General features: G+C 63.9%; 18 protein-coding genes and 2 tRNA genes. 14 read left to right on the plus strand and 6 right to left on the minus strand.

Translation table 11 applies throughout. The annotated features are described in order from the left end of the window. The first annotated feature begins 84 nt into the window (after window positions 1-84). The 5 genes from SALLO_RS0100605 to SALLO_RS0100625 are packed head-to-tail and all read left to right on the plus strand — an operon-like array spanning window position 85 to window position 4195. Window positions 85-684 carry an orotate phosphoribosyltransferase gene (locus tag SALLO_RS0100605; RefSeq protein ID WP_028566741.1) on the plus strand — a complete coding sequence of 200 codons (600 nt, stop codon included), beginning with the start codon at window positions 85-87 and terminating at the stop codon, window positions 682-684. A gap of 40 nt (window positions 685-724) precedes the next feature. Continuing rightward, window positions 725-1564 carry a twin-arginine translocase subunit TatC gene (gene tatC, locus SALLO_RS0100610; RefSeq protein WP_028566742.1) on the plus strand — a complete coding sequence of 280 codons (840 nt, stop codon included), beginning with the start codon at window positions 725-727 and terminating at the stop codon, window positions 1562-1564. Between the two features lie 15 nt (window positions 1565-1579). Next, the gene (locus SALLO_RS0100615) at window positions 1580-2455 is read left to right on the plus strand and encodes a DUF58 domain-containing protein (protein ID WP_022834400.1); all 876 of its coding nucleotides are present in this window, start codon (window positions 1580-1582) and stop codon (window positions 2453-2455) included. Further along, window positions 2452-3471, plus strand: coding sequence for a hypothetical protein (locus tag SALLO_RS14255; RefSeq protein WP_157621111.1), 1020 nt, complete (start codon window positions 2452-2454; stop codon window positions 3469-3471). The genes SALLO_RS0100615 and SALLO_RS14255 overlap by 4 nt, the downstream gene beginning before the upstream one ends. Next, window positions 3464-4195: an SIR2 family NAD-dependent protein deacylase gene (locus SALLO_RS0100625; protein ID WP_022834402.1), complete on the plus strand. Its 732-nt coding sequence runs from the start codon at window positions 3464-3466 to the stop codon at window positions 4193-4195. The genes SALLO_RS14255 and SALLO_RS0100625 overlap by 8 nt, the downstream gene beginning before the upstream one ends. Before the next feature lie 271 nt (window positions 4196-4466). On the opposite strand, the gene SALLO_RS0100630 is transcribed toward SALLO_RS0100625, so the two are convergent. Beyond that, window positions 4467-4540, minus strand: a tRNA-Ile gene (locus tag SALLO_RS0100630). Between the two features lie 84 nt (window positions 4541-4624). Further along, window positions 4625-5770 carry an acyltransferase family protein gene (locus SALLO_RS0100635; protein WP_022834403.1) on the minus strand — a complete coding sequence of 382 codons (1146 nt, stop codon included), beginning with the start codon at window positions 5768-5770 and terminating at the stop codon, window positions 4625-4627. Between the two features lie 289 nt (window positions 5771-6059). On the opposite strand from SALLO_RS0100635, the gene SALLO_RS14260 reads away from it, so the two are divergent. The 4 genes from SALLO_RS14260 (at window position 6060) to SALLO_RS18030 (ending at window position 9181) form a co-directional block, all read left to right on the plus strand. Then, window positions 6060-8000: a M1 family metallopeptidase gene (locus SALLO_RS14260; protein WP_157621114.1), complete on the plus strand. Its 1941-nt coding sequence runs from the start codon at window positions 6060-6062 to the stop codon at window positions 7998-8000. 105 nt (window positions 8001-8105) lie between these two features. Further along, a tRNA-Asn gene (locus SALLO_RS0100645) sits at window positions 8106-8177 on the plus strand. Window positions 8178-8498: 321 nt separating this feature from the next. Then, window positions 8499-8867, plus strand: a complete 369-nt coding sequence (locus tag SALLO_RS14265) for a nucleotidyltransferase domain-containing protein (protein WP_051141233.1) — start codon at window positions 8499-8501, stop codon at window positions 8865-8867. After that, entirely contained in the window at window positions 8864-9181 is a 318-nt protein-coding gene (locus tag SALLO_RS18030; protein ID WP_084696079.1) for a HEPN domain-containing protein, read from the plus strand. Before SALLO_RS14265 ends, SALLO_RS18030 begins: the two co-directional genes overlap by 4 nt. Before the next feature lie 112 nt (window positions 9182-9293). On the opposite strand, the gene groL is transcribed toward SALLO_RS18030, so the two are convergent. Beyond that, a complete protein-coding gene (gene groL / locus SALLO_RS0100655; protein ID WP_022834405.1) occupies window positions 9294-10973 on the minus strand; it encodes a chaperonin GroEL in 1680 nt (559 codons plus the stop codon). 85 nt (window positions 10974-11058) lie between these two features. After that, complete coding sequence (gene groES / locus SALLO_RS0100660) at window positions 11059-11349, minus strand: co-chaperone GroES (protein WP_022834406.1); 291 nt, start codon at window positions 11347-11349, stop codon at window positions 11059-11061. A gap of 223 nt (window positions 11350-11572) precedes the next feature. On the opposite strand from groES, the gene SALLO_RS14270 reads away from it, so the two are divergent. Continuing rightward, window positions 11573-12577, plus strand: coding sequence for a galactose-1-phosphate uridylyltransferase (locus SALLO_RS14270; protein ID WP_051141234.1), 1005 nt, complete (start codon window positions 11573-11575; stop codon window positions 12575-12577). An 88-nt stretch (window positions 12578-12665) separates the two neighbouring features. On the opposite strand, the gene SALLO_RS0100670 is transcribed toward SALLO_RS14270, so the two are convergent. Then, window positions 12666-13316: a DedA family protein gene (locus SALLO_RS0100670; protein WP_022834408.1), complete on the minus strand. Its 651-nt coding sequence runs from the start codon at window positions 13314-13316 to the stop codon at window positions 12666-12668. 195 nt (window positions 13317-13511) lie between these two features. Between SALLO_RS0100670 and SALLO_RS14275 the strand changes: the two genes are divergently transcribed. The 3 genes from SALLO_RS14275 (at window position 13512) to SALLO_RS0100685 (ending at window position 16065) form a co-directional block, all read left to right on the plus strand. After that, complete coding sequence (locus tag SALLO_RS14275; RefSeq protein WP_022834409.1) at window positions 13512-14276, plus strand: lysophospholipid acyltransferase family protein; 765 nt, start codon at window positions 13512-13514, stop codon at window positions 14274-14276. Between the two features lie 13 nt (window positions 14277-14289). Next, window positions 14290-14949, plus strand: a complete 660-nt coding sequence (locus SALLO_RS14280; protein ID WP_022834410.1) for an N-acyl amino acid synthase FeeM domain-containing protein — start codon at window positions 14290-14292, stop codon at window positions 14947-14949. A gap of 153 nt (window positions 14950-15102) precedes the next feature. Next, a complete protein-coding gene (locus tag SALLO_RS0100685) occupies window positions 15103-16065 on the plus strand; it encodes an ABC transporter substrate-binding protein (RefSeq protein ID WP_022834411.1) in 963 nt (320 codons plus the stop codon). On the opposite strand, the gene thiD is transcribed toward SALLO_RS0100685, so the two are convergent. Next, window positions 16062-16883, minus strand: a complete 822-nt coding sequence (gene thiD / locus SALLO_RS0100690; protein ID WP_022834412.1) for a bifunctional hydroxymethylpyrimidine kinase/phosphomethylpyrimidine kinase — start codon at window positions 16881-16883, stop codon at window positions 16062-16064. The two genes, SALLO_RS0100685 and thiD, sit on opposite strands and share 4 nt — an antisense overlap. Before the next feature lie 92 nt (window positions 16884-16975). Here thiD and SALLO_RS14285 point away from each other — a divergent pair, with 92 nt between their 5' ends. Then, window positions 16976-17590: a hypothetical protein gene (locus SALLO_RS14285; RefSeq protein WP_157621120.1), complete on the plus strand. Its 615-nt coding sequence runs from the start codon at window positions 16976-16978 to the stop codon at window positions 17588-17590. Window positions 17591-17638: the final 48 nt, after the last annotated feature.

Consider the following 17638-nt stretch of genomic DNA (forward strand, 5'->3'; position numbering starts at 1 on the left):
GGCGGTTGACGCCTCACTGTGCACCGGCGCCCCTGTGCCTGCGTCCCGCCTATCATCCTTCACCCCGAAGCCCTCATGCCGTCGATGGATCGCAGCTCACTTAGTGCGTCGGCGTACGCAGATCTTGTCGATCTGGGGCGTCGGCTCTACGACCGGGCGCTCATCCGTCGCGAGGACGAACTCATTACCGATCCGCGAGGGCAGCCCATTGGCTGGTTGCTGGATACGCGCGTGCCCATGCTCGACGGCGCGCTCTTTAGCGAGGTGGGCCACGTGCTGGCCGAGCGCCTGCGCGAGCGTGAGGTGCATCAGGTAGTGGGCTACGGGTTCGGGGCGCATCCGCTGGTGTGTGCCGTGCTCTCGGTGCCATCCGCGCCGCCGTTTAAGGGCGGTTTGATTCGTGACGAGCGGAAGTCGCACGGCCGCCGCCGGCTGGTGGAAGGCCCCATCTCGCCCGACGAGCCCGTCGTGCTGCTCGATGACATTATCAACAGCGGGCGCAGCGCCGCCAAGGCCCTCAGCAAGCTCCGGCACGCCGGCTTTACCGTACGTGGCATGCTCACGCTGTTCAACTTTACGTGGAGCGACGGGCAGCAGCGCATTGAACAAGAAGGGCTGTGGGTGGATGCGCTGCTCGACCTGAACCTGCGCGACAGCGGGTCGAGCAGTTCCGACTCGGCGTAGCTGTTGCTTGTGCTGTAGTTTTCGCAGATCATGCGTGATGATGCCTGATACGTTTCCCCCACCATCCACAACCGACCAGCCGCCCCACGCGGGCGACGGCGCCGCGCCCGACGACGAGGCCGTGATGTCGTTCTTGGACCACCTCGAAGAGCTTCGCTGGTCGCTGCTGTGGGGCGGACTCGGCATTATGGTGGCCGTAGTCGTGGCGGCGTTCTTCAGCAACTGGATCGTAAACACCCTGCTGATTGGCCCCACGCGCCCCAGCTTTTTCATGTACGATGTGCTGGGCATCAACGCCCGCGAGCTGGACCTCCTCAACCGCACCATCACGGGCCAGTTCTTTGCCGACCTGGGCACCATCGTAATCGTTGGGATCATCATCGGGTCGCCGGTGCTCGTCTATTTCCTGTGGCGCTTCATCGAGCCGGCGCTCTACCCCGAGGAGCGCTCGGGCATGCGCTTTGCCTCGGCCTTCGCCACCTTTTTCTTCCTGCTGGGCACGGCGTTCGGCTACCTCATCCTCACGCCGCTGGCGCTTCAATTCTTTGCGGGTTACCAGCTGTCAGATCAAATCATCAACCAGTTCGACATCATCACGTACTTCACGATGGTGACGTACTGGACGGTGGGAACCGGCTTGCTCTTTGAGTTGCCCGTGGTGGTCTACTTCCTGGCCAAGGTGGGCATCATCACGCCGGAAATGATGCGCACGTATCGCCGGCACGCGCTGGTGGTCATTTTGGTGTTGGCTGCCTTCCTCACGCCGCCCGATCCGGTATCGCAGGTTATCGTAGGGATGCCGCTGCTCTTCCTGTATGAGGTGTCCATTTACGTGGCACGCTACGTGCAGCGTAAGCAGGAAAAGGCACTGTCTACCTAAGCGAGCCGCGGCGTCATGATCGACGAGGAGCTGTTTCGGAAGGTTCGCCAGCTGGAGATCCGCACGCGCGGCGCGGTGCAAAATGTGTTTAGCGGCGCGTACACCTCCGCTTTTAAGGGGCAAGGCATCGAATTTGCGGAAGTGCGGCCCTACCAAGTGGGCGACGACGTGCGTCGCATCGACTGGAACGTGTCGGCTCGCATGGGCGAGACGTACGTCAAAATCTATGAGGAGGAGCGCGAACAGACGGTGCTGCTGGCGGTGGACGTGTCGAGCAGCGGGCGATTTGGGTCGGGCGCAAAGGCCAAGCGCGACGTGGCGGCCGAGGTGAGCGCCGTGATGGCCTTCAGCGCCGTAATGAACAACGACAAGGTGGGGCTGCTTCTGTTCTCGGATCAGCTGGAGGGGTTTGTGCCGCCGCGGAAGGGGCGCCGCCACACGTTGCGGCTGATCCGCGAGCTGTTCACCGCGACGCCCGCGCAGGAGCGCACCGACATTGCCGCCGCCCTCACGCGCACGCAGCGCCTGTTGCGCCGCCGGGCCATCGTCATTGTGGTGAGCGACTTTCTAGACGACGGCTACCAGCGCGCCCTGCGCCTGCTCGCCCGGCGTCATGACGTGGTGGCGGTGCATCTGTACGACCCGCGCGAGCACGAGCTGCCGGCGGTGGGGCTGCTGGACATCGAAGATGCAGAGACCGGGGCGACCGTGACGGTTGACACGAACAGCGCGTCGGTGCGGGCGGCGTACCAAGCGCACGCCGAGGCGCGCCATGAGCGCGTTGCCCGCTCGGCACAAGCTGCGGGCGCCGGGTACGTTGCGCTCAACATCCACAACGATCCCATTCCGCCCCTCGCTACGTTCTTTCGGACCCGCTCGCAGGCCGCATGATGAGAGACGTCGTTCGGTGGGGGCTGGCCGTGCTTCTGGGGGCGGGCGCTGCGCTGATGCAGCCGATGGACGTGCACGCCCAATCGGCGCGCCCGTCGACGGTGCAGGCCTATCCGCTTGCCGATAGCGTGCGTGTGGGCGAGCGCTTCGAGCTGGTGGTGCGCGCACAGGTTGGGTTTGGCGCCACCGTCCATTTTCCCGATACTGCCGATGCGTCGTTTGGGGAGCCGGTGGTGCTGGCGCGCAGCGCAGGCGGCCGGGCCTATGGCGGAAGGCAACAGCCGGGGGTGCGCATCGACAGCGCGCGCTATACCCTGGCCACCTTTGCCCTCGACGCGGCCCGCGTGCCGCGGTTGCCCGTGCGCATCATTGCAAACGGCGACACCACCACCCGGTACACCGAGGCCGTTACCGTGCCGGTGCGGCGCACCGTGGGCCCCAACGAACGGAACCTGCGAGGCATGACGGGGCCGGCGGCCTTTCCGAGGCCGCTGTGGCCTTGGGCCTTGCTTGCGCTGGGCGTAGTAGCCGTTGCCGGCGGATTGTGGTACCACTGGCAGCGCACGTCCACACCACCGACACGCAGGGCTGTGGCGGCGCCGTCGCGTTCACGCACGCCCTACGAACGCGCCCTGCAGCGCCTGCATCAGTTGGAAGCAGCCTATCCCGCCGACATAGCCGCCGACACGGTGGACGGCTTCTACGACGAACTGGCCGCTCTCATTCGCACCTATGTTGCACAGCGCCTGGCCGTGCGCACCCGAGAACGCACCACGCGAGAGGTCGTAGACGCGCTGCAGGCCCACCCCGAGGTGCCGCGCCGGGCCGCCCTACGGCTGCGGGCGGTCCTCGAACTATCGGACCTCGTCAAGTTTGCGGGCGCTCAGCCGTCCGCGCACGATCATGAGACCGCGCTACAAGAAACGCGGGCCGCGCTGAGTGGCGTAGAAAGCCGCACCCAGTCGGTGGATGCCTCGACGTCTGTTTCCCCCAAACCCTCATCCGCCCATGACTAACGCCCTTGTAGACGTCCTGCGCTCGGCCGATGCCGTAGCGGTGCTTACCGGTGCCGGCATTAGTGCCGCGAGCGGCATTTCCACCTTTCGCGACCCGGACGGGCTGTGGGAGCAGTTTAGCGCTCAGGAGCTGGCGAACGTAGATGCGTTTCTCCAAAACCCCGAGCGCGTGCAGCAGTGGTATCGCCACCGGCAGCAGGTGGTGCACGAGGCCGGACCCAACGCGGGCCATCGCGCGCTGGCGGCGCTTGAATCGATCGTACCTACGTGTACGCTCATCACGCAGAACGTCGACAACCTGCATCAGGAGGCCGGAAGCACCCACGTGCTGGAGCTACATGGCAACTTGCAGCGCAACTACTGCATCGATTGTGGGCATGAGGTGGCTCCTGCGGTGCTCGACGACGCCCTAGCCGCCGAGGCACCAGCGCAGTGCCCCCAGTGCGGCGGCCTGATTCGGCCCGATGTGGTGTGGTTTGGTGAGCGGCTGCCCATGGAGACGTTCGAAGCCGCGCAGGCGGCGGCACAGTCGGCCGATGTCTTTCTGAGCGTGGGCACGAGCGCCGAGGTGGCTCCGGCCAGTCACTTGCCGCTACAGGCCCAGAAGCACGGCGCGTTCCTGGCGGAGTTTAACACCGGCGAGACGGTGCTCACGCCGCATGTAGACGCCTTCGTGCAGGGCCCAGCCGATGAGACGTTGCCCGCGCTGATTGACGCGCTGTAGCCTGCGGGGCAAGGCGGGCAGCGCTCGGACGGAGCATCCAGCGCGTTGGCATGGAAGCAGTTGTTGCGCCGCTGCGGCATCGTGCCTTGCAGCATCCGTGCTGCTGAAGCTGGTGGCGTACGTCGTCGGTGGTCATGCAATCCGTATGCTGTCCGTGTGAAGAATCACACGGAACCGCCCGAAAGCGCCCGGAAGTGAAAGATTGTTCTATCCTCGTTCTTCCCCTGTATTCGTAAGTCCAAACCCTTCAATGACTTACAGGGAAGGAGTGTGGGCCTGGCAGGACTTGAACCTGCGACCGATCGATTATGAGTCGACTGCTCTAACCAACTGAGCTACAGGCCCATCGTGGCGCTTGGAGATGTGCAACCGGGAACAGATCGTGGCCGTGCACGAACATCGGCGCGTGGGGTTCCGGCGCGTGCCGCGCTATGCCGAGGCCGGTACCCGCGGGGTTGCGGCGGGGGCGGACGATTTCGCAGATGCCGCGGCAGCAGATGGAATGTAGGGGACGTAGCGCTTGAGGCGGTGCAGGCGCGCCTCAAACGTGTGCCAGCAGCCCGCGCTCAGGCCCACGGTAACGATAAACCAGCAGGCCGCTTGCGCAGCGAGCGGCCAGGCGGCGAAGGCGTCGGCCCAGCCCATCCACGCCAGCCCGCGATCCACGAGGCCCATAGCTAACAGGTGAAAGACGTACAGTCCGTAGCTGATGCGCCCCAGGTACACGAGCGGGCCCCAGCTGAGGAGACGGCCGGTGCGCCCCCGAAAGCCTTGGGCCCCAGCGGCCACGATGGCAGCCAATGCGGGCGCCAGCAGCGTGTCGGTAAGCGTCCATGACGACGTAGGCAGCACGTCGTATGCCAGCCCCACGTGCAGGCCCACCAGCCCGCCCAAGCCAATCCCGGTGCCCCACCGCAGCGCGCGCAAGAGAACGGCACGGGACTGCCGCCCCTGGTCCATGAGAATGGCGAGCAGCGCCCCAATCCCCAAGGTGTCAAGCAGCCCCACCGGCAACACAATGGCGGCAATGGGCGACCCGCCGCTCCACACCCACCATCCGCGAAAGAGCGGTGCAAGGGCCATAGCGCCCAGCGTGAGGGGAACGAGCAAGCGCCGTGGGGCAAAGAGTACGATGAGGGGCCACACAAGATAAAACTGCTCCTCGACGCTCAGCGACCAAAAGTGGGCCACGTATGCGGGCCACATCCCCTCGGCACTGAACAGCACATTCGAGAGGTAGGTGAGATGCCACGGCCAGTAGCTCGTGATTTGGGGAAGGCCGGCCAGGGCGCCCAGGGCGAGCGCGGCGTAGTACAGCGGCACAATGCGCAGCACGCGTCGCACGTAAAAGGTCCGCAATACGTACCGCCGCCCGATGCCTTGGGCCTCGGCTTTTGCCCGTACCCGCAGCAGCACCATGGTAATGAGGAAGCCGCTCAGGACAAAAAACGGCAGCACGCCCACGCGGCCCAGATATACCAGGGCCCCATCAAAAAGGCGCTGCGGAATGTGAAACCAGTGCGCAGCCATAACGAGCAACGCGCCAACAGCGCGCAGCCCATCGAGCTGCACCATGTATGAGGAGGGTCGTTGGGCCATCGGTGGACAGTGCTCCGCACAGTGGATCAGCGAACAATGTACCCCTACTGCTGGGCGATGAACTGCCTAGTGGCGGACCGTTGGACCGATACATCACGCTTTTCTGGCGCTAACTTTTGGTGTGTGCGCAGCGGCACGTTCTGTACCGTTCTATTGTAATCACTGACGGCGTCTATGCACCCGCCAATGCACCATCAATCGGATCTTGCGCCCTGCGCATGCCGTACAGCCCGGCGCGTTCTTCTCCAAACCTGACACCGTCCGTATGTACCGATCTTTATTGCTTGCGCTGATCTTAGGCATGTGGGCCGTTCCCGCAGGGGCCCAGCCGGCGGGCGAGCGCCCCGTTCCGGACCCGATCATCCATCCGCCGGCATTTGAAGCGGCCATCGAGGCCGGCACGCGCACGCGTTCCGGTGCGCCGGGTGCGAACTACTGGACGAACACCGCGCGCTACAATCTCGACGTGACGCTGCATCCGGCCGAGGCCCGCTTAACAGCAACCGGCACGTTGCGCTACTACAACAACTCGCCGGATACCCTCCGCCGCGTGGCGCTGCATCTGCGGCAGAACATCTACAAGGAAGGAGCCGTCCGCAACCGCCCGGCGCAAATTACCGGAGGCATGACCGTTGAACGCGTTGCTGCGGGCGGGGCACCGTTGGAGCAGATCACCAGCCAGCAGCAGTTTCGCCGGCTGGGGCAGGGCTACGTGATTGACGGCACGCGCATGATTGTCGTCCCCTCGGCGCCGCTGATGCCGGGCGATTCGCTCGCGCTCGATGTGGCCTGGCGCTTTCCCATCCCCGATGGGAGCAACTTCCGCATGGGGCAGGATGGCGAGGTCTTTTACCTGGGCTACTGGTACCCGCAGTTCGCGGTGTACGACGACGTGAATGGATGGACCGCCGAGCCGTACATGGGCGACGGTGAGTTCTACATGGGCTACGGCCGCTACGACGTCTCGGTCACCGTCCCTGAAGACTTTCTGGTGGGGGCCACCGGCACGCTCGAAAACGCTGACGCCGTGCTGACGCCCGAAACGCAGGCGCGCTTAGAACGGGCCCGCGTGGCCGACAGCACCGTGACCATTGTAGCCGCCGATGAGCGCGGCCGCGCGACGGTAGACGCCGCAAACGACTCGCTGACGTGGCACTTTACCGCACAGGACGTACGCGACTTTGCCTTCGGGGCATCCGATCGCTACGTGTGGGACGCGACGCACGCGACCATCCCAACGGATGAGGCAACGCGTACGTCCATGATCCATGCGCTGTACCGCCCGGATCGCCGGCTCTGGCAGGAGGCCGCCGACTACGCACGGTTCTCCATCGAGCACCTGTCCGACATGGTATATCCCTACCCGTATCCGCACATGACAGCCGTAGAAGGCATTGTGGGGGGCGGTATGGAGTACCCCATGATTACAATCATTGGCGGAGCGTCGTCGCCACAGGGGCTGTTTGGGGTGACGTATCATGAAATCAGCCACATGTGGTTTCCGATGATTGTGGGAACCAACGAAAAGCGGTATGCCTGGATTGACGAAGGCACGGCCACCTTCAACGAAGCCGAGGGCAGGGCCGATTATTGGGAGGACGCGCAGCCGTGGGACCCGTCGGAGCAGTACTACTATCGTTTTGCGGGGGCGGGCATCGAGGTGCCGTCGATGCGGCATGCCGACCGCTACCCGGTGGACGGTCCGGCGCGCATTTTGGCCTCGTACGGCAAGCCGGCGCTGATGCTGCATGCCCTGCGCGGCGTGCTGGGTCCGGAGGTGTTCTTCGAGGCGTATCAAACGTTTGCGGACCGGTGGGCCTATAAGCACCCGACGCCCTATGACCTTTTCAATACGTTTGAGGATGTCGCGGGCCGCGAATTGGACTGGTTCTGGCGCAGCGCCTTTTACGAGACGTGGACGCTGGATCAGGCGGTGGCGTCGGTGGAGCCGACGGATACCGGAGCCGTCATTGCCCTTGCCGACGATGGCCTCTTTCCGATGCCTGTGCTTCTCGAAATCACCTACGCCGACGGGTCGTCCGAGACGCGGCGGGTGCCGGTGACCACGTGGCTGAAGGGCGCGCGCACCGCTGAGGTGGCCGTCACCACTGGCAAGACCGTGCAGGCCGTTACCATCGACCCGAACGGCTATCTGCCGGATGTGGATCGCGGCAACAACACGTGGCAAGCGGGCGATGCCGAATGAGGGCGGCGCTGTTGAAGAGTGCGTCAAGCCCTTGACGGAACCCCGCGTGGTACGTACCATAGAACCCGTTGCCTGACGGCCATCGGTCGTTTGGGCAGCGGACATTCCTCGGTAGCTCAACGGTAGAGCATCTGGCTGTTAACCAGAGGGTTGCTGGTTCAAATCCAGCCCGGGGAGCACAACATACAGCGGCCAAGTGCTTGTGAAAACGGGCACTTGGCTTTTTGCTGTTTGGCCCCTGCTATCTTTTCTGCCGTACACCTCCCGCGTTAAGCGCCTGTTTGGTAGTGGACTCCGTGTCTGGTGGAGGACTCTTGCGTGACGCAAAGAAGAGCGATGCAGTACAAACAAACTGAATCGCCACACGAGGAGTTCAGTTCATCAATATGCCGTACCACGTTATCCCTTCAGGGGAAGGCCCTTAGCAGTTGTCAAACTTCGAGGCGTGCAAATAGTATGGCCAAGCAGCTTCTTACACGCGTGCATTCATGAAAAGCGATGGATGAAACCGTCCGGACGCCGTTAGGAGAGAACTTCCCCTCACCGACGGCCACTCACGTTCGCGAGGTCGTTCGTCGATTGGTGGAAGCCTTCGATCCGCTGCGCATCGTTGTTTTTGGGTCGTACGCCCGTGGCGAGGCCCGTCCAGGGAGTGACCTAGACATACTTGTTGTGCTGCCGTCGGTTGATAACACGCGCGAAGCCGCTATTGCGATGCGTCACGAACTGGCCGACCTCGCTGTGCCCAACGACGTGGTGGTTACGACACCAGATGAGATTAAGCGGCGCGGCTGGATCATTGGAACTGTACTGCGTGAAGCCTTAAAGGACGGCAGCACGGTGTACGAACGAGCAGAGGCCGAATGAACGACGCGTTACTGCAGGAAGTCCGACGCTGGCAACGGTTTGCGTGGGAGGATCTGCGGGAAGCCGAGCGACAAGTCCAACGTGCAGGCACGGTGCCGCGTCATCCAGCGTGGCTTGCTCAACAAGCCGCGGAAAAGGCTCTCAAGGCCGCGCTCATTTTCTTGCAAATCGAGTTTCCGTTCACACACAACTTAGAATCCCTGCATGCCCTCATTCCTGCACGTTGGCGCATGAAAACGGTCGATCCTCCATGGTCTCTTCTCTGGAATCCACGTCGTAATGTGCTACAAATCAAGAGAATTGGTATACGATAGGCTGGTGGAGAAGCCCTGCAGGGCGTAACAAAAAAAGCGGCTGCCTCGCGCAATGCGAAGCAGCCGCTTGGTCGTGCATCCGAGGCAAAGGGCCTCAGGGATGGCCGGGGGCTTACATCATGCCGCCCATGCCTCCCATGCCGCCCATTCCGCCCATGCCGGCTGGCATACCGCCGCCACCGCCACCGGCCGGACCGCCTTCGTCGTCATCGTCGTCGCTCTGACGATCCGCGATTACGGATTCGGTGGTAAGCAGCAAGCTGGCAACCGAGCCTGCATTCTCAAGCGCGGAGCGCGTGACCTTCGTCGGGTCGAGCACGCCTTCCTCCAGCAGCGCGCCGTACGTCTCCGTCCGCGCGTTGAAGCCGAAGTCGCCCTCGCCGTCCTTCACCTTCTGCACCACAATCGAGCCTTCCAGCCCGGCGTTTGAGGCAATCTGGCGCAGCGGCTCTTCGAGCGCCCGGCGAATGATGCTGATGCCGATCTCCTGGTCTTCGTTCTCCACCGAGAGATCATCGAGCGTGTGCAGCGCCCGCAGGTAGGCCACGCCGCCGCCCGGCAGCACGCCTTCGGCCACCGCGGCCCGCGTGGCGTGCAGGGCGTCTTCCACGCGCGCCTTCTTCTCCTTCATCTCCGGCTCGGTGGCCGCGCCAACCTTCAGCACGGCAACGCCGCCGGCGAGCTTCGCGACGCGCTCTTCGAGCTTCTCGCGGTCGTAGTCGCTCGTGGAGCTTTCGATCTGCTGACGGATCTGGTTGACNCGNGCGTTGATCTGCTCNTGNTCGCCTGCACCGTCCACNACCGTNGTGGTGTCNTTGTCGATNNTGACACGGTTGGCNTGGCCGAGGTNNNCNAGGGTGGCGTTCTCCAGGCGGTAGCCCTTCTCCTCGCTGATGACGGTGCCGCCGGTGAGCACGGCGATGTCTTCGAGCATGGCCTTGCGACGGTCGCCGAAGCCGGGGGCCTTCACGGCCGCGACCTTGAGCGTGCCGCGCAGCTTGTTCACCACGAGCGTGGCCAGCGCCTCGCCCTCAATGTTTTCCGCAATGATGAGCAGCGGCTGACCGGACTGCGATACCTTCTCAAGCACCGGCAGCAGGTCCTTCATGTTGCTGATCTTGTCGTCGTAGATCAGCACATACGCATCTTCGAGGACCGCTTCCATGTTGTCGGAGTCGGTCACGAAGTACGGCGAGAGGTAGCCGCGGTCGAACTGCATGCCTTCCACGACGTCGAGGTGCGTCTCGATGCCGCGGGCTTCTTCCACGGTAATGACGCCGTCCTTGCCCACGCGGTCGAACGCGTCGGCGATCAGGTCGCCAATCTCGTCGTCGTTGTTGGCCGAGATCGTGGCCACCTGGGCAATTTCCTTCTTGCCCTCGACGTTGTTGCTCTGGTTGTGGAGGTCAGCCACAATGGCCTCCACGGCGTGGTCGATGCCACGCTTGATGTCCATGGGATTGGCGCCAGCGGTGACGCTCTTCAGGCCCTGGTTGATGATGGCCTGGGCGAGCACCGTGGCGGTGGTGGTGCCGTCGCCGGCCACGTCGGAGGTCTTCGAAGCGACCTCCTTCACCATTTGGGCGCCTACGTTCTGGAGCTTGTTGTTCAGCTCAATCTCTTTCGCAACGGAAACGCCGTCTTTGGTGACGGTGGGCGCGCCGAAGGATTTCTCGAGGATGACGTTGCGGCCTTTCGGGCCCAGCGTCACTTTCACGGCACGCGCGAGTTTGTCGACACCCTCCTTGAGGGCGTTGCGCGCTTCCGCGTCAAACACAATCTGCTTAGCCATAGGTTACTTGACTGCGCTTGTGATGGAATGTAATGAGAGGTTGCAATGCAGCAATGCCGCAACGGAGCGCGCTGCGGCGGGGTACTTAGTCGTTGACGACGCCAAAGATGTCGTTCTCACGCATGATGAGAAAGTCTTTGCCGTCAAGCGTTACTTCGGTGCCCGCGTACTTGCCGTAGAGAACTTCATCGCCCTCGTCCACGGTCATGTCGATGCGGTTGCCGTTTTCTACGCGGCCCGGGCCAATCGCGACCACCGTGCCTTTCTGCGGCTTCTCTTTGGCCGAGTCGGGGATGTAGAGCCCGCTCTCGGTCTTCTCTTCAGCAGGTTTGGGCTCCACGACCACGCGGTCGCCAAGCGGCTTGAGGCTTGCCATAATGATCCCTCCGTCTTGTTCAGGAAAGCAATTGGATGCGTCGTTTCTGGTCTGTTATCACTCGTCAGTGGTGAGTGATAATAACTTCAGTCAGCTATACAGGCCCTTTCGAAGGGCTGTTCCAGCGCGTGCTTCAAACGTCCAGTGAAGACCGCCTAGGGAGCCTGTGCGTACCGATGCCGTTGCACGTACCCACGTGTCCAGAGAAATCGTTACGTTTGTTATGGCCGCTTCGCACGTCCTTCGGCAAGACCCAATCACCAAACGGTGGGTGGCTTGCGCGCCCCGCCGCAGCGCGCGCCCCAAACAGACGACCTTCGCGGAAGACGAGCCGTCGAATGCAGCCGAGGGGCCGGTGGAAGGCTGTCCGTTTTGCGTGGGACACGAAGCGCAGTTGCCGCAGGTGATTGCCCAGCGGGCCCATCCGGGGGACGGGCCGTGGGCCACGCGCACGGTGCCCAACAAATTTCCGGCGTTTGTGCCCGATGCTTCCGATCCGCCGGCGCCCAACGGGTTTGCGGCGCGGGGCGGGCGCGGGCGCCAGGAGGTCATCATCGAGACGCCGCACCACCATCAGGCGCTGGCCACCCTGCCGATCGCTCACGTTGAGGCGGTGGTGGCAACCTACGTGGCACGCCTTCGCTCCGTGCGGGCGTCAACCGACTTCGTGCCGTTTCTTTTCCGCAACTACGGCGGCGCAGCCGGGGCTTCGCTTGCGCATCCGCACAGCCAGCTCATTGCCACGGCGCTGCGCCCGCCGCAGGTAGAGCGGGAGGAGGCGATGGCCGGGCGGCACCACCGCACCATCGGCGAGTGTCCGTACTGTGCGATGCTCACAAGTGCGTATGCGTCCGAAGCACGCGTGGTGTACACCAACGACAAGATGGCGGTGTTCGTCCCCTACGCGGCCCACACCCCGGCCTTACTGTGGATTGTGCCGCGCACGCATCAGTCTGTTGCCCACCAGATGGACACGGCGACGCAATTGGCCCTTGCCGATGCCCTACAGCGTAGCCTGCAGGCGCTGCGCCGGGCGTTCGGCGCGCCTGCGTACAATTTTTATCTCCGCTCGGCTTTAGATGGAATGGCCCGTCCTCATCTGCACTGGAGCCTGCGCATTGTGCCGCGCCTGTCGGTGAACGCGGGCTTCGAGCGGGCCACGGGCGTGCACATCAACCCGTCGGTGCCCGAGGATGACGCTGCGGCCCTCCGCCAAGCCATTGCGTGAAGTCGCTAGACGCGCAGACCGTCCGATCGGACGAATAGAAAAAGACACGGCGCATCGCTCCTAGCTATTGGTCAGGCATGGCTATCGGTCAGGAGGAGCCATCAGTCGTTGGATGCCGCGCGGCGCGCCACAGGATGCGGAGGAAGCGGTACGTGCCATACGCGAACACGAGCGATCCGGTAAGGGCCACCGCATTGCCCCACTGCGTAATTTCGTGCAGAGCGCCTAGCAGCGTGCGCTGCCCGAGCAGGACGGAGGCCAATCCATAGCCTAGCCCAACAAAAGCGCCGACAAATAGCGGAGCGGCCAAGCCGTCAATGAGCAGCCAGCGGTGCACGGGATATCGCATGGCGCCAAGCGTGAGTGGAAAGGCCGAGCGCAGGTACACAGGGAAATGAAAGAAAATGTAGATCCACATTGGATACCGGTCAATAAAAGAGCGTACGTCATCGTTTGCATCGAGGACGCGCTGCAGAAAGTGCCACCGACGAAGCCCCCACCGTCCGATGGCAAAATTCAGATTGTCGCCCAGGTACGTGCCGGCTACGGCCGCCGTGAGAATGGGGAGGGGCGACACATCGCCGGTATACAGCAGCACTCCAGCAACCATCAGCACCGAAAGGCCAGGCATGACAATGCCAAAAAACAGCACGTTTTCGAGTGCGAGCCACACAAACACGAGCGCGACGGCGTGTGCTTGCATCCACTGGAGGATCGACGGAAGCGACAGGTCGGGCATCGTGCGTGTGGACGGAGAACGGGCTACGGGTATGCTGAAACCTACCGAAGCGCGCTACCACGTGGGTAATCAAATCTTTATCGCTGCGCAACGCAATCGCAACGGGAGGATAATGCTTTCGCTAAACATCGCAGGGCGCGTTGTGGCATATTTGATGTCATAACGTCTTTCCATCAAAGCCCAAAATAGCCGGGCATGCTATCGGCTCGCTCGTTGCTCAAGGATTCGTTTGCGCATCCTCCCGCCAAGCGTCCTACCCGCTGGGTCATTCGGGCCACACTGCTGGCGTTGGGGCATCGCGTGGAAGGCGTGATAGGCGGCGAGCGGCTGCGGCGCCTGGAGGGTCCATTTGTGGCCGTGCTAAACCATAGCCAGCGTACCGAGGCGTTTCTTGTACCGGCGTTGTTGGCGTGGCTCCGGGGCGGCCGCGTGCTCCGGTTTTTGGCCGATTGGAATTTTATGCTTGTGCCGCCGGTCTATGCGCTGTACAGGAGCGCCCGCGTCATTCCCGTCACGCGCAAGCCGGCCCGCCCGCGCTGGCTCACACCGCTACGCCGCTGGATTGCGCCGCCGCCTACGGGCTTCGCCGCGGCGCGGCAATGTTTGCAGCGTGGCACCCCCGTTGGATGCTTCGTTGAGGGTACGATAAACCGGCACCCTCGCCGGCTGCTGCGCGGGCAGCGTGGGGCCGCGCGGTTGTCGCTGATTACGCAGGTGCCGGTGCTTCCGGTGGGGGTGCAGTTTCCGTACCATGCCGATCCCGCCCAGCCCATTGCTGAGCGTGAGCCCCTTAGTCTTCACATCGGGCCCGCGCTTCATCCCCCGACGGATGCAAAGAACATCAAACGGGTGGATGCCTGGCATGCTACCATCATGCGTGCGCTCGCTCGGCAATCGGGGACCGTTTGGGCACCCGGCGCGCAACCTAGAGCACACCCTGCACCGTTATCTCCCGCATAACCCACGCGTCCTGATGCGATCCGATACCACCGCACGCCGCGCCACAACCGCCAAAGACCGTGCCCACGCGCTGGATGTACTGCGCGCAACCTATGCCCAGGAGAAGCAGTGGGTTGCGGCTGCTGAAGATTTGTTTCCAGCGGCCGACTTGAACAATCCGGACATTATGTGGGCCGTGGCTACGGTAGACGGCATGCCCGCAGGGGTTTTGCGTGTGCACTACGCGCCCCCGCTCATGCAGTATGCGCAGTACAATTTAACCATGAAAGACGGGGCCGAAGCGCTCGATGTGGAAGCGTTTATCCGCGAGCACCGGATCGCCGAGATTGGGCGCTTTGCGGTGCGTCCGCGCTACCGTCGGCGGATTCGCGTCGTGTTCAAGTTGATGCAGATCGCAGCATGCGACACGCTGCAGCGAGGATTTTCGCATTACGTTACAGATGTGTTTGAGGGGGAAGAGCACAGTCCGTACAACTTCCACACCCGTGTGCTGGGGTTTCGTCCCATTGCCACGCACGCGGCCGGCGAAATGGATACCCTGCACCGGCGCATCACGCTGGTCCTTGACATCCAGGAGGCCTTCGAGCGGCTACGTGCGTCTAAGAATCGATTGTATACCCTTTTGGTAGAAGGACTTGATGCCGACAGCGCCGTGCTGCAGATCTCCTCATAGCGTGTGCACTCTCGCACAACGTGTGCAGCTCCGCGGTCGCATCTGCGCGCAGGCACACGCTTGCCGTTCATACATTACGGGTAGCGCTCGCGGCATGCACGTGACAGCAGGCTGTGGGCGTACGGCCCCCTTTCGTTGACGCCCTCCAGAGTCATGCGTATTGTTTCGTTGCTTCCGGCCGCTACCGAGTGGATCTGCGCCTTTGGGCGCGCCGATGCCCTGGTGGGCCGCTCGCATGAATGCGAGTTTCCGCCGGAGGCTGTGCAGGACGTGCCGGTGCTCACGCGTGCTACGTACGAGAGCGGCGACGATTCGGCCGCGATCGACCATGCGGTGCAGCAGCACCTCCACGACGGGCTGAGCCTCTACGCGGTGGATCTGGAGCGCCTGCGGGCTGCGCGGCCGGATGTGATTGTGACGCAAGACCAGTGCGACGTGTGCGCCGTCTCGCGCAGTGACCTGCAGCACGCACTGGCCGACTGGACCGGCACCGCGCCGGAGGTCGTTTCGCTGGCGCCCCAAACGCTCAAAGAAGTGCTCGATGACGCATTGCGGCTTGGGCGCACCCTTGAGGCGTTGCCCCGCGCCATGGCGTGCATTGCCGCGTGTGAGCGGCGCCTGCGGAGGCTCCATGAACGCCTGGGCCGCGCGCGCCGCGCCGACCCCAGCGGGTGGCCTACGGTGGCGTGCATTGAATGGATGGAGCCGCTGATGACCGCGGGCCACTGGATGCCGGATGTCGTCGATCAGGCGGGGGGACGGGCGGTCTGTACCACCGGCGGACGGCCCTCGCAGCGGGTGGCCTGGAGCGACCTGCAGGCCGCCGACCCGGACGTGATCGCCCTCCTCCCGTGCGGGTTTTCCATTGAAACCACCCGGCAGAACCTGCACTACCTCACGCAGCGGCCCGGCTGGCACGAGCTGTCGGCCGTGCGCGCCGGGCGCGTAGCGCTGCTGGATGGCAACGCGTACTTCAACCGTCCGGGCCCGCGCCTGTACCGGTCCATTGAGCTGATGGCGGCCGTGCTGCACGGCCCATCAGCCGCCATCACCCCAGAGGCGTGGGAGCTCCAGTCGCTCGCGGCCTGCGCCGCGGGGCCTTCAAGTTCCGCCTAAGATGCTGCTGACGGAGTCGTCGCCGGCGTATCGAGGGTGGGAAAGTGGTTGGTGGGGCCGTGGCCGCTGCCCAGCGGAAGCGCCTGTTCGATGGCGCGCGTTACGTACTGCTTGGCCCGCTCAACGGCGTCCGTGAGCGACCGCCCATGGGCGAGCTGTGCGGCGATGGCGGAGGCGTAGGTGCAGCCGGTGCCGTGGGTATGGGGCGTGTCGATGCGGGGCGCCGAAAACGTATGCAGGCTACGGCCGTCGTAGAGCACATCGACGGCCTCGTCGCTGTCGCTGAGGTGCCCGCCTTTCACAAGCACGGCCTTGGCACCGAGCTCGTGGAGCGCTTTGGCTGCGGCGCGGGCGTCGTCGAGGGTCTGCACATCCATCTGCAGCAGGTGGCGCGCTTCGTGCAGGTTGGGCGTGATGACCGTGGCCAGCGGGATGAGGCGCTCGATGAGCGTGTCGATGGCATCGTCGGCCAGTAGCTTGTACCCGCTCTTCGAGATCATGACCGGGTCTACCACCAGCGGCGTCAGCTCGTGCGTTGCGATGCAGTCGCTCACCGTTTCGATGATCGCGGCCGACGAGAGCATGCCGGTTTTGGCCGCAGCCACCGGAAAGTCGCTGGCTACCGCGTCAATCTGCGCACGGATGATGCGCAGGGGCAGGTCGAACGCCATCTCCACAGCGTGCGTGTTCTGCGCTGTGACGGCGGTTAGGGCGCTGGTGCCAAAGACGCCGTTGGCCTCCATGGCTTTGAGGTCGGCTTGGATGCCGGCGCCGCCGCCGGAGTCGCTTCCGGCAATGCTAAGGGCTACGGGTTTCATAAAGCGAGGCTATGTTGGCTGCAGGTTGTTACTTTGTGCGTGCTCATGGGGGCTACATCAATCCACCGTCTTTGTTTGCTTTTGCGAGTGCCATGCTTCGACTTTGCTTGTTTATGAGCGCGCTGGGGTTGGTGATGCCGCATGTCGTGCAGGCCCAGCCTGGGCCCGGCCATCGCGGGGCGCCCGCCGCCCACCGGGGTCTGCACGTGCCGCCGGGCCATCGCCCGCCACCGGGCGCGTGCCGCGTGTGGGTGCCGGGACGCCCGCCGGGTCATCAGCCGCCGCCACGTCTCTGTCATCAGTTGCGGCATGCGGCGCTCCCGCCCGGAGCCCGCGTGCTTACGCACCATGGCGTTCAGCGTGCAGGCCGTGGGCCGTGGCAGCCGCGCAACTGGCGCGTGGTCTTTCGGCGCGTGTTCCGGGGGCGCGCACTGCTGTCCGCTGGCGAGATACGCCTCACGCTTGGCGTGTCGATCTATCGCCGCATTGCCCGGCTCAGGTACCGCGGCGCGCCTCCCTTGCGCGGGCGCTGGCAGCCGCACCGGCACGGCGGCTTTGTGCTTACCGTGTACATGGGCGACGTACCCGTGGCCCGCATGATGGACCGCGACGGCGACCGGCGGGCCGAGGCCGTGGCGCTCAACGCCTATCTGTTTGACCGCCCCCGGCGCAGCGGACGGGCCCCCACGCCCCGTAGGCGGTGGTAAGATGCGCATGCGGCGAAGGATGCCGTAGGCGCACGGCTTTCCCCGAGG

It is taken from the genome of Salisaeta longa DSM 21114 (assembly GCF_000419585.1).
GTDB classification, from domain to species: Bacteria; Bacteroidota; Rhodothermia; order Rhodothermales; family Salinibacteraceae; genus Salisaeta; species Salisaeta longa.

Bases quoted from the DNA above. Each gene is read 5' to 3' on its own strand.
- tatC (WP_028566742.1), top strand. From the start codon at position 725: ATGCCTGATACGTTTCCCCCACCATCCACAACCGACCAGCCGCCCCAC.
- groES (WP_022834406.1), bottom strand. From the start codon at position 11,349: ATGGCAAGCCTCAAGCCGCTTGGCGACCGCGTGGTCGTGGAGCCCAAA.
- SALLO_RS0100615 (WP_022834400.1), top strand. From the start codon at position 1,580: ATGATCGACGAGGAGCTGTTTCGGAAGGTTCGCCAGCTGGAGATCCGC.
- SALLO_RS14280 (WP_022834410.1), top strand. From the start codon at position 14,290: ATGCGATCCGATACCACCGCACGCCGCGCCACAACCGCCAAAGACCGT.
- SALLO_RS0100670 (WP_022834408.1), bottom strand. From the start codon at position 13,316: ATGCCCGACCTGTCGCTTCCGTCGATCCTCCAGTGGATGCAAGCACAC.
- SALLO_RS0100625 (WP_022834402.1), top strand. From the start codon at position 3,464: ATGACTAACGCCCTTGTAGACGTCCTGCGCTCGGCCGATGCCGTAGCG.
- SALLO_RS14265 (WP_051141233.1), top strand. From the start codon at position 8,499: ATGGATGAAACCGTCCGGACGCCGTTAGGAGAGAACTTCCCCTCACCG.
- SALLO_RS14270 (WP_051141234.1), top strand. From the start codon at position 11,573: ATGGCCGCTTCGCACGTCCTTCGGCAAGACCCAATCACCAAACGGTGG.
- SALLO_RS0100605 (WP_028566741.1), top strand. From the start codon at position 85: ATGGATCGCAGCTCACTTAGTGCGTCGGCGTACGCAGATCTTGTCGAT.
- SALLO_RS14275 (WP_022834409.1), top strand. From the start codon at position 13,512: ATGCTATCGGCTCGCTCGTTGCTCAAGGATTCGTTTGCGCATCCTCCC.
- SALLO_RS0100635 (WP_022834403.1), bottom strand. From the start codon at position 5,770: ATGGTGCAGCTCGATGGGCTGCGCGCTGTTGGCGCGTTGCTCGTTATG.
- thiD (WP_022834412.1), bottom strand. From the start codon at position 16,883: ATGAAACCCGTAGCCCTTAGCATTGCCGGAAGCGACTCCGGCGGCGGC.
- SALLO_RS14260 (WP_157621114.1), top strand. From the start codon at position 6,060: ATGTACCGATCTTTATTGCTTGCGCTGATCTTAGGCATGTGGGCCGTT.
- SALLO_RS0100685 (WP_022834411.1), top strand. From the start codon at position 15,103: ATGCGTATTGTTTCGTTGCTTCCGGCCGCTACCGAGTGGATCTGCGCC.
- SALLO_RS14285 (WP_157621120.1), top strand. From the start codon at position 16,976: ATGCTTCGACTTTGCTTGTTTATGAGCGCGCTGGGGTTGGTGATGCCG.
- SALLO_RS14255 (WP_157621111.1), top strand. From the start codon at position 2,452: ATGATGAGAGACGTCGTTCGGTGGGGGCTGGCCGTGCTTCTGGGGGCG.
- SALLO_RS18030 (WP_084696079.1), top strand. From the start codon at position 8,864: ATGAACGACGCGTTACTGCAGGAAGTCCGACGCTGGCAACGGTTTGCG.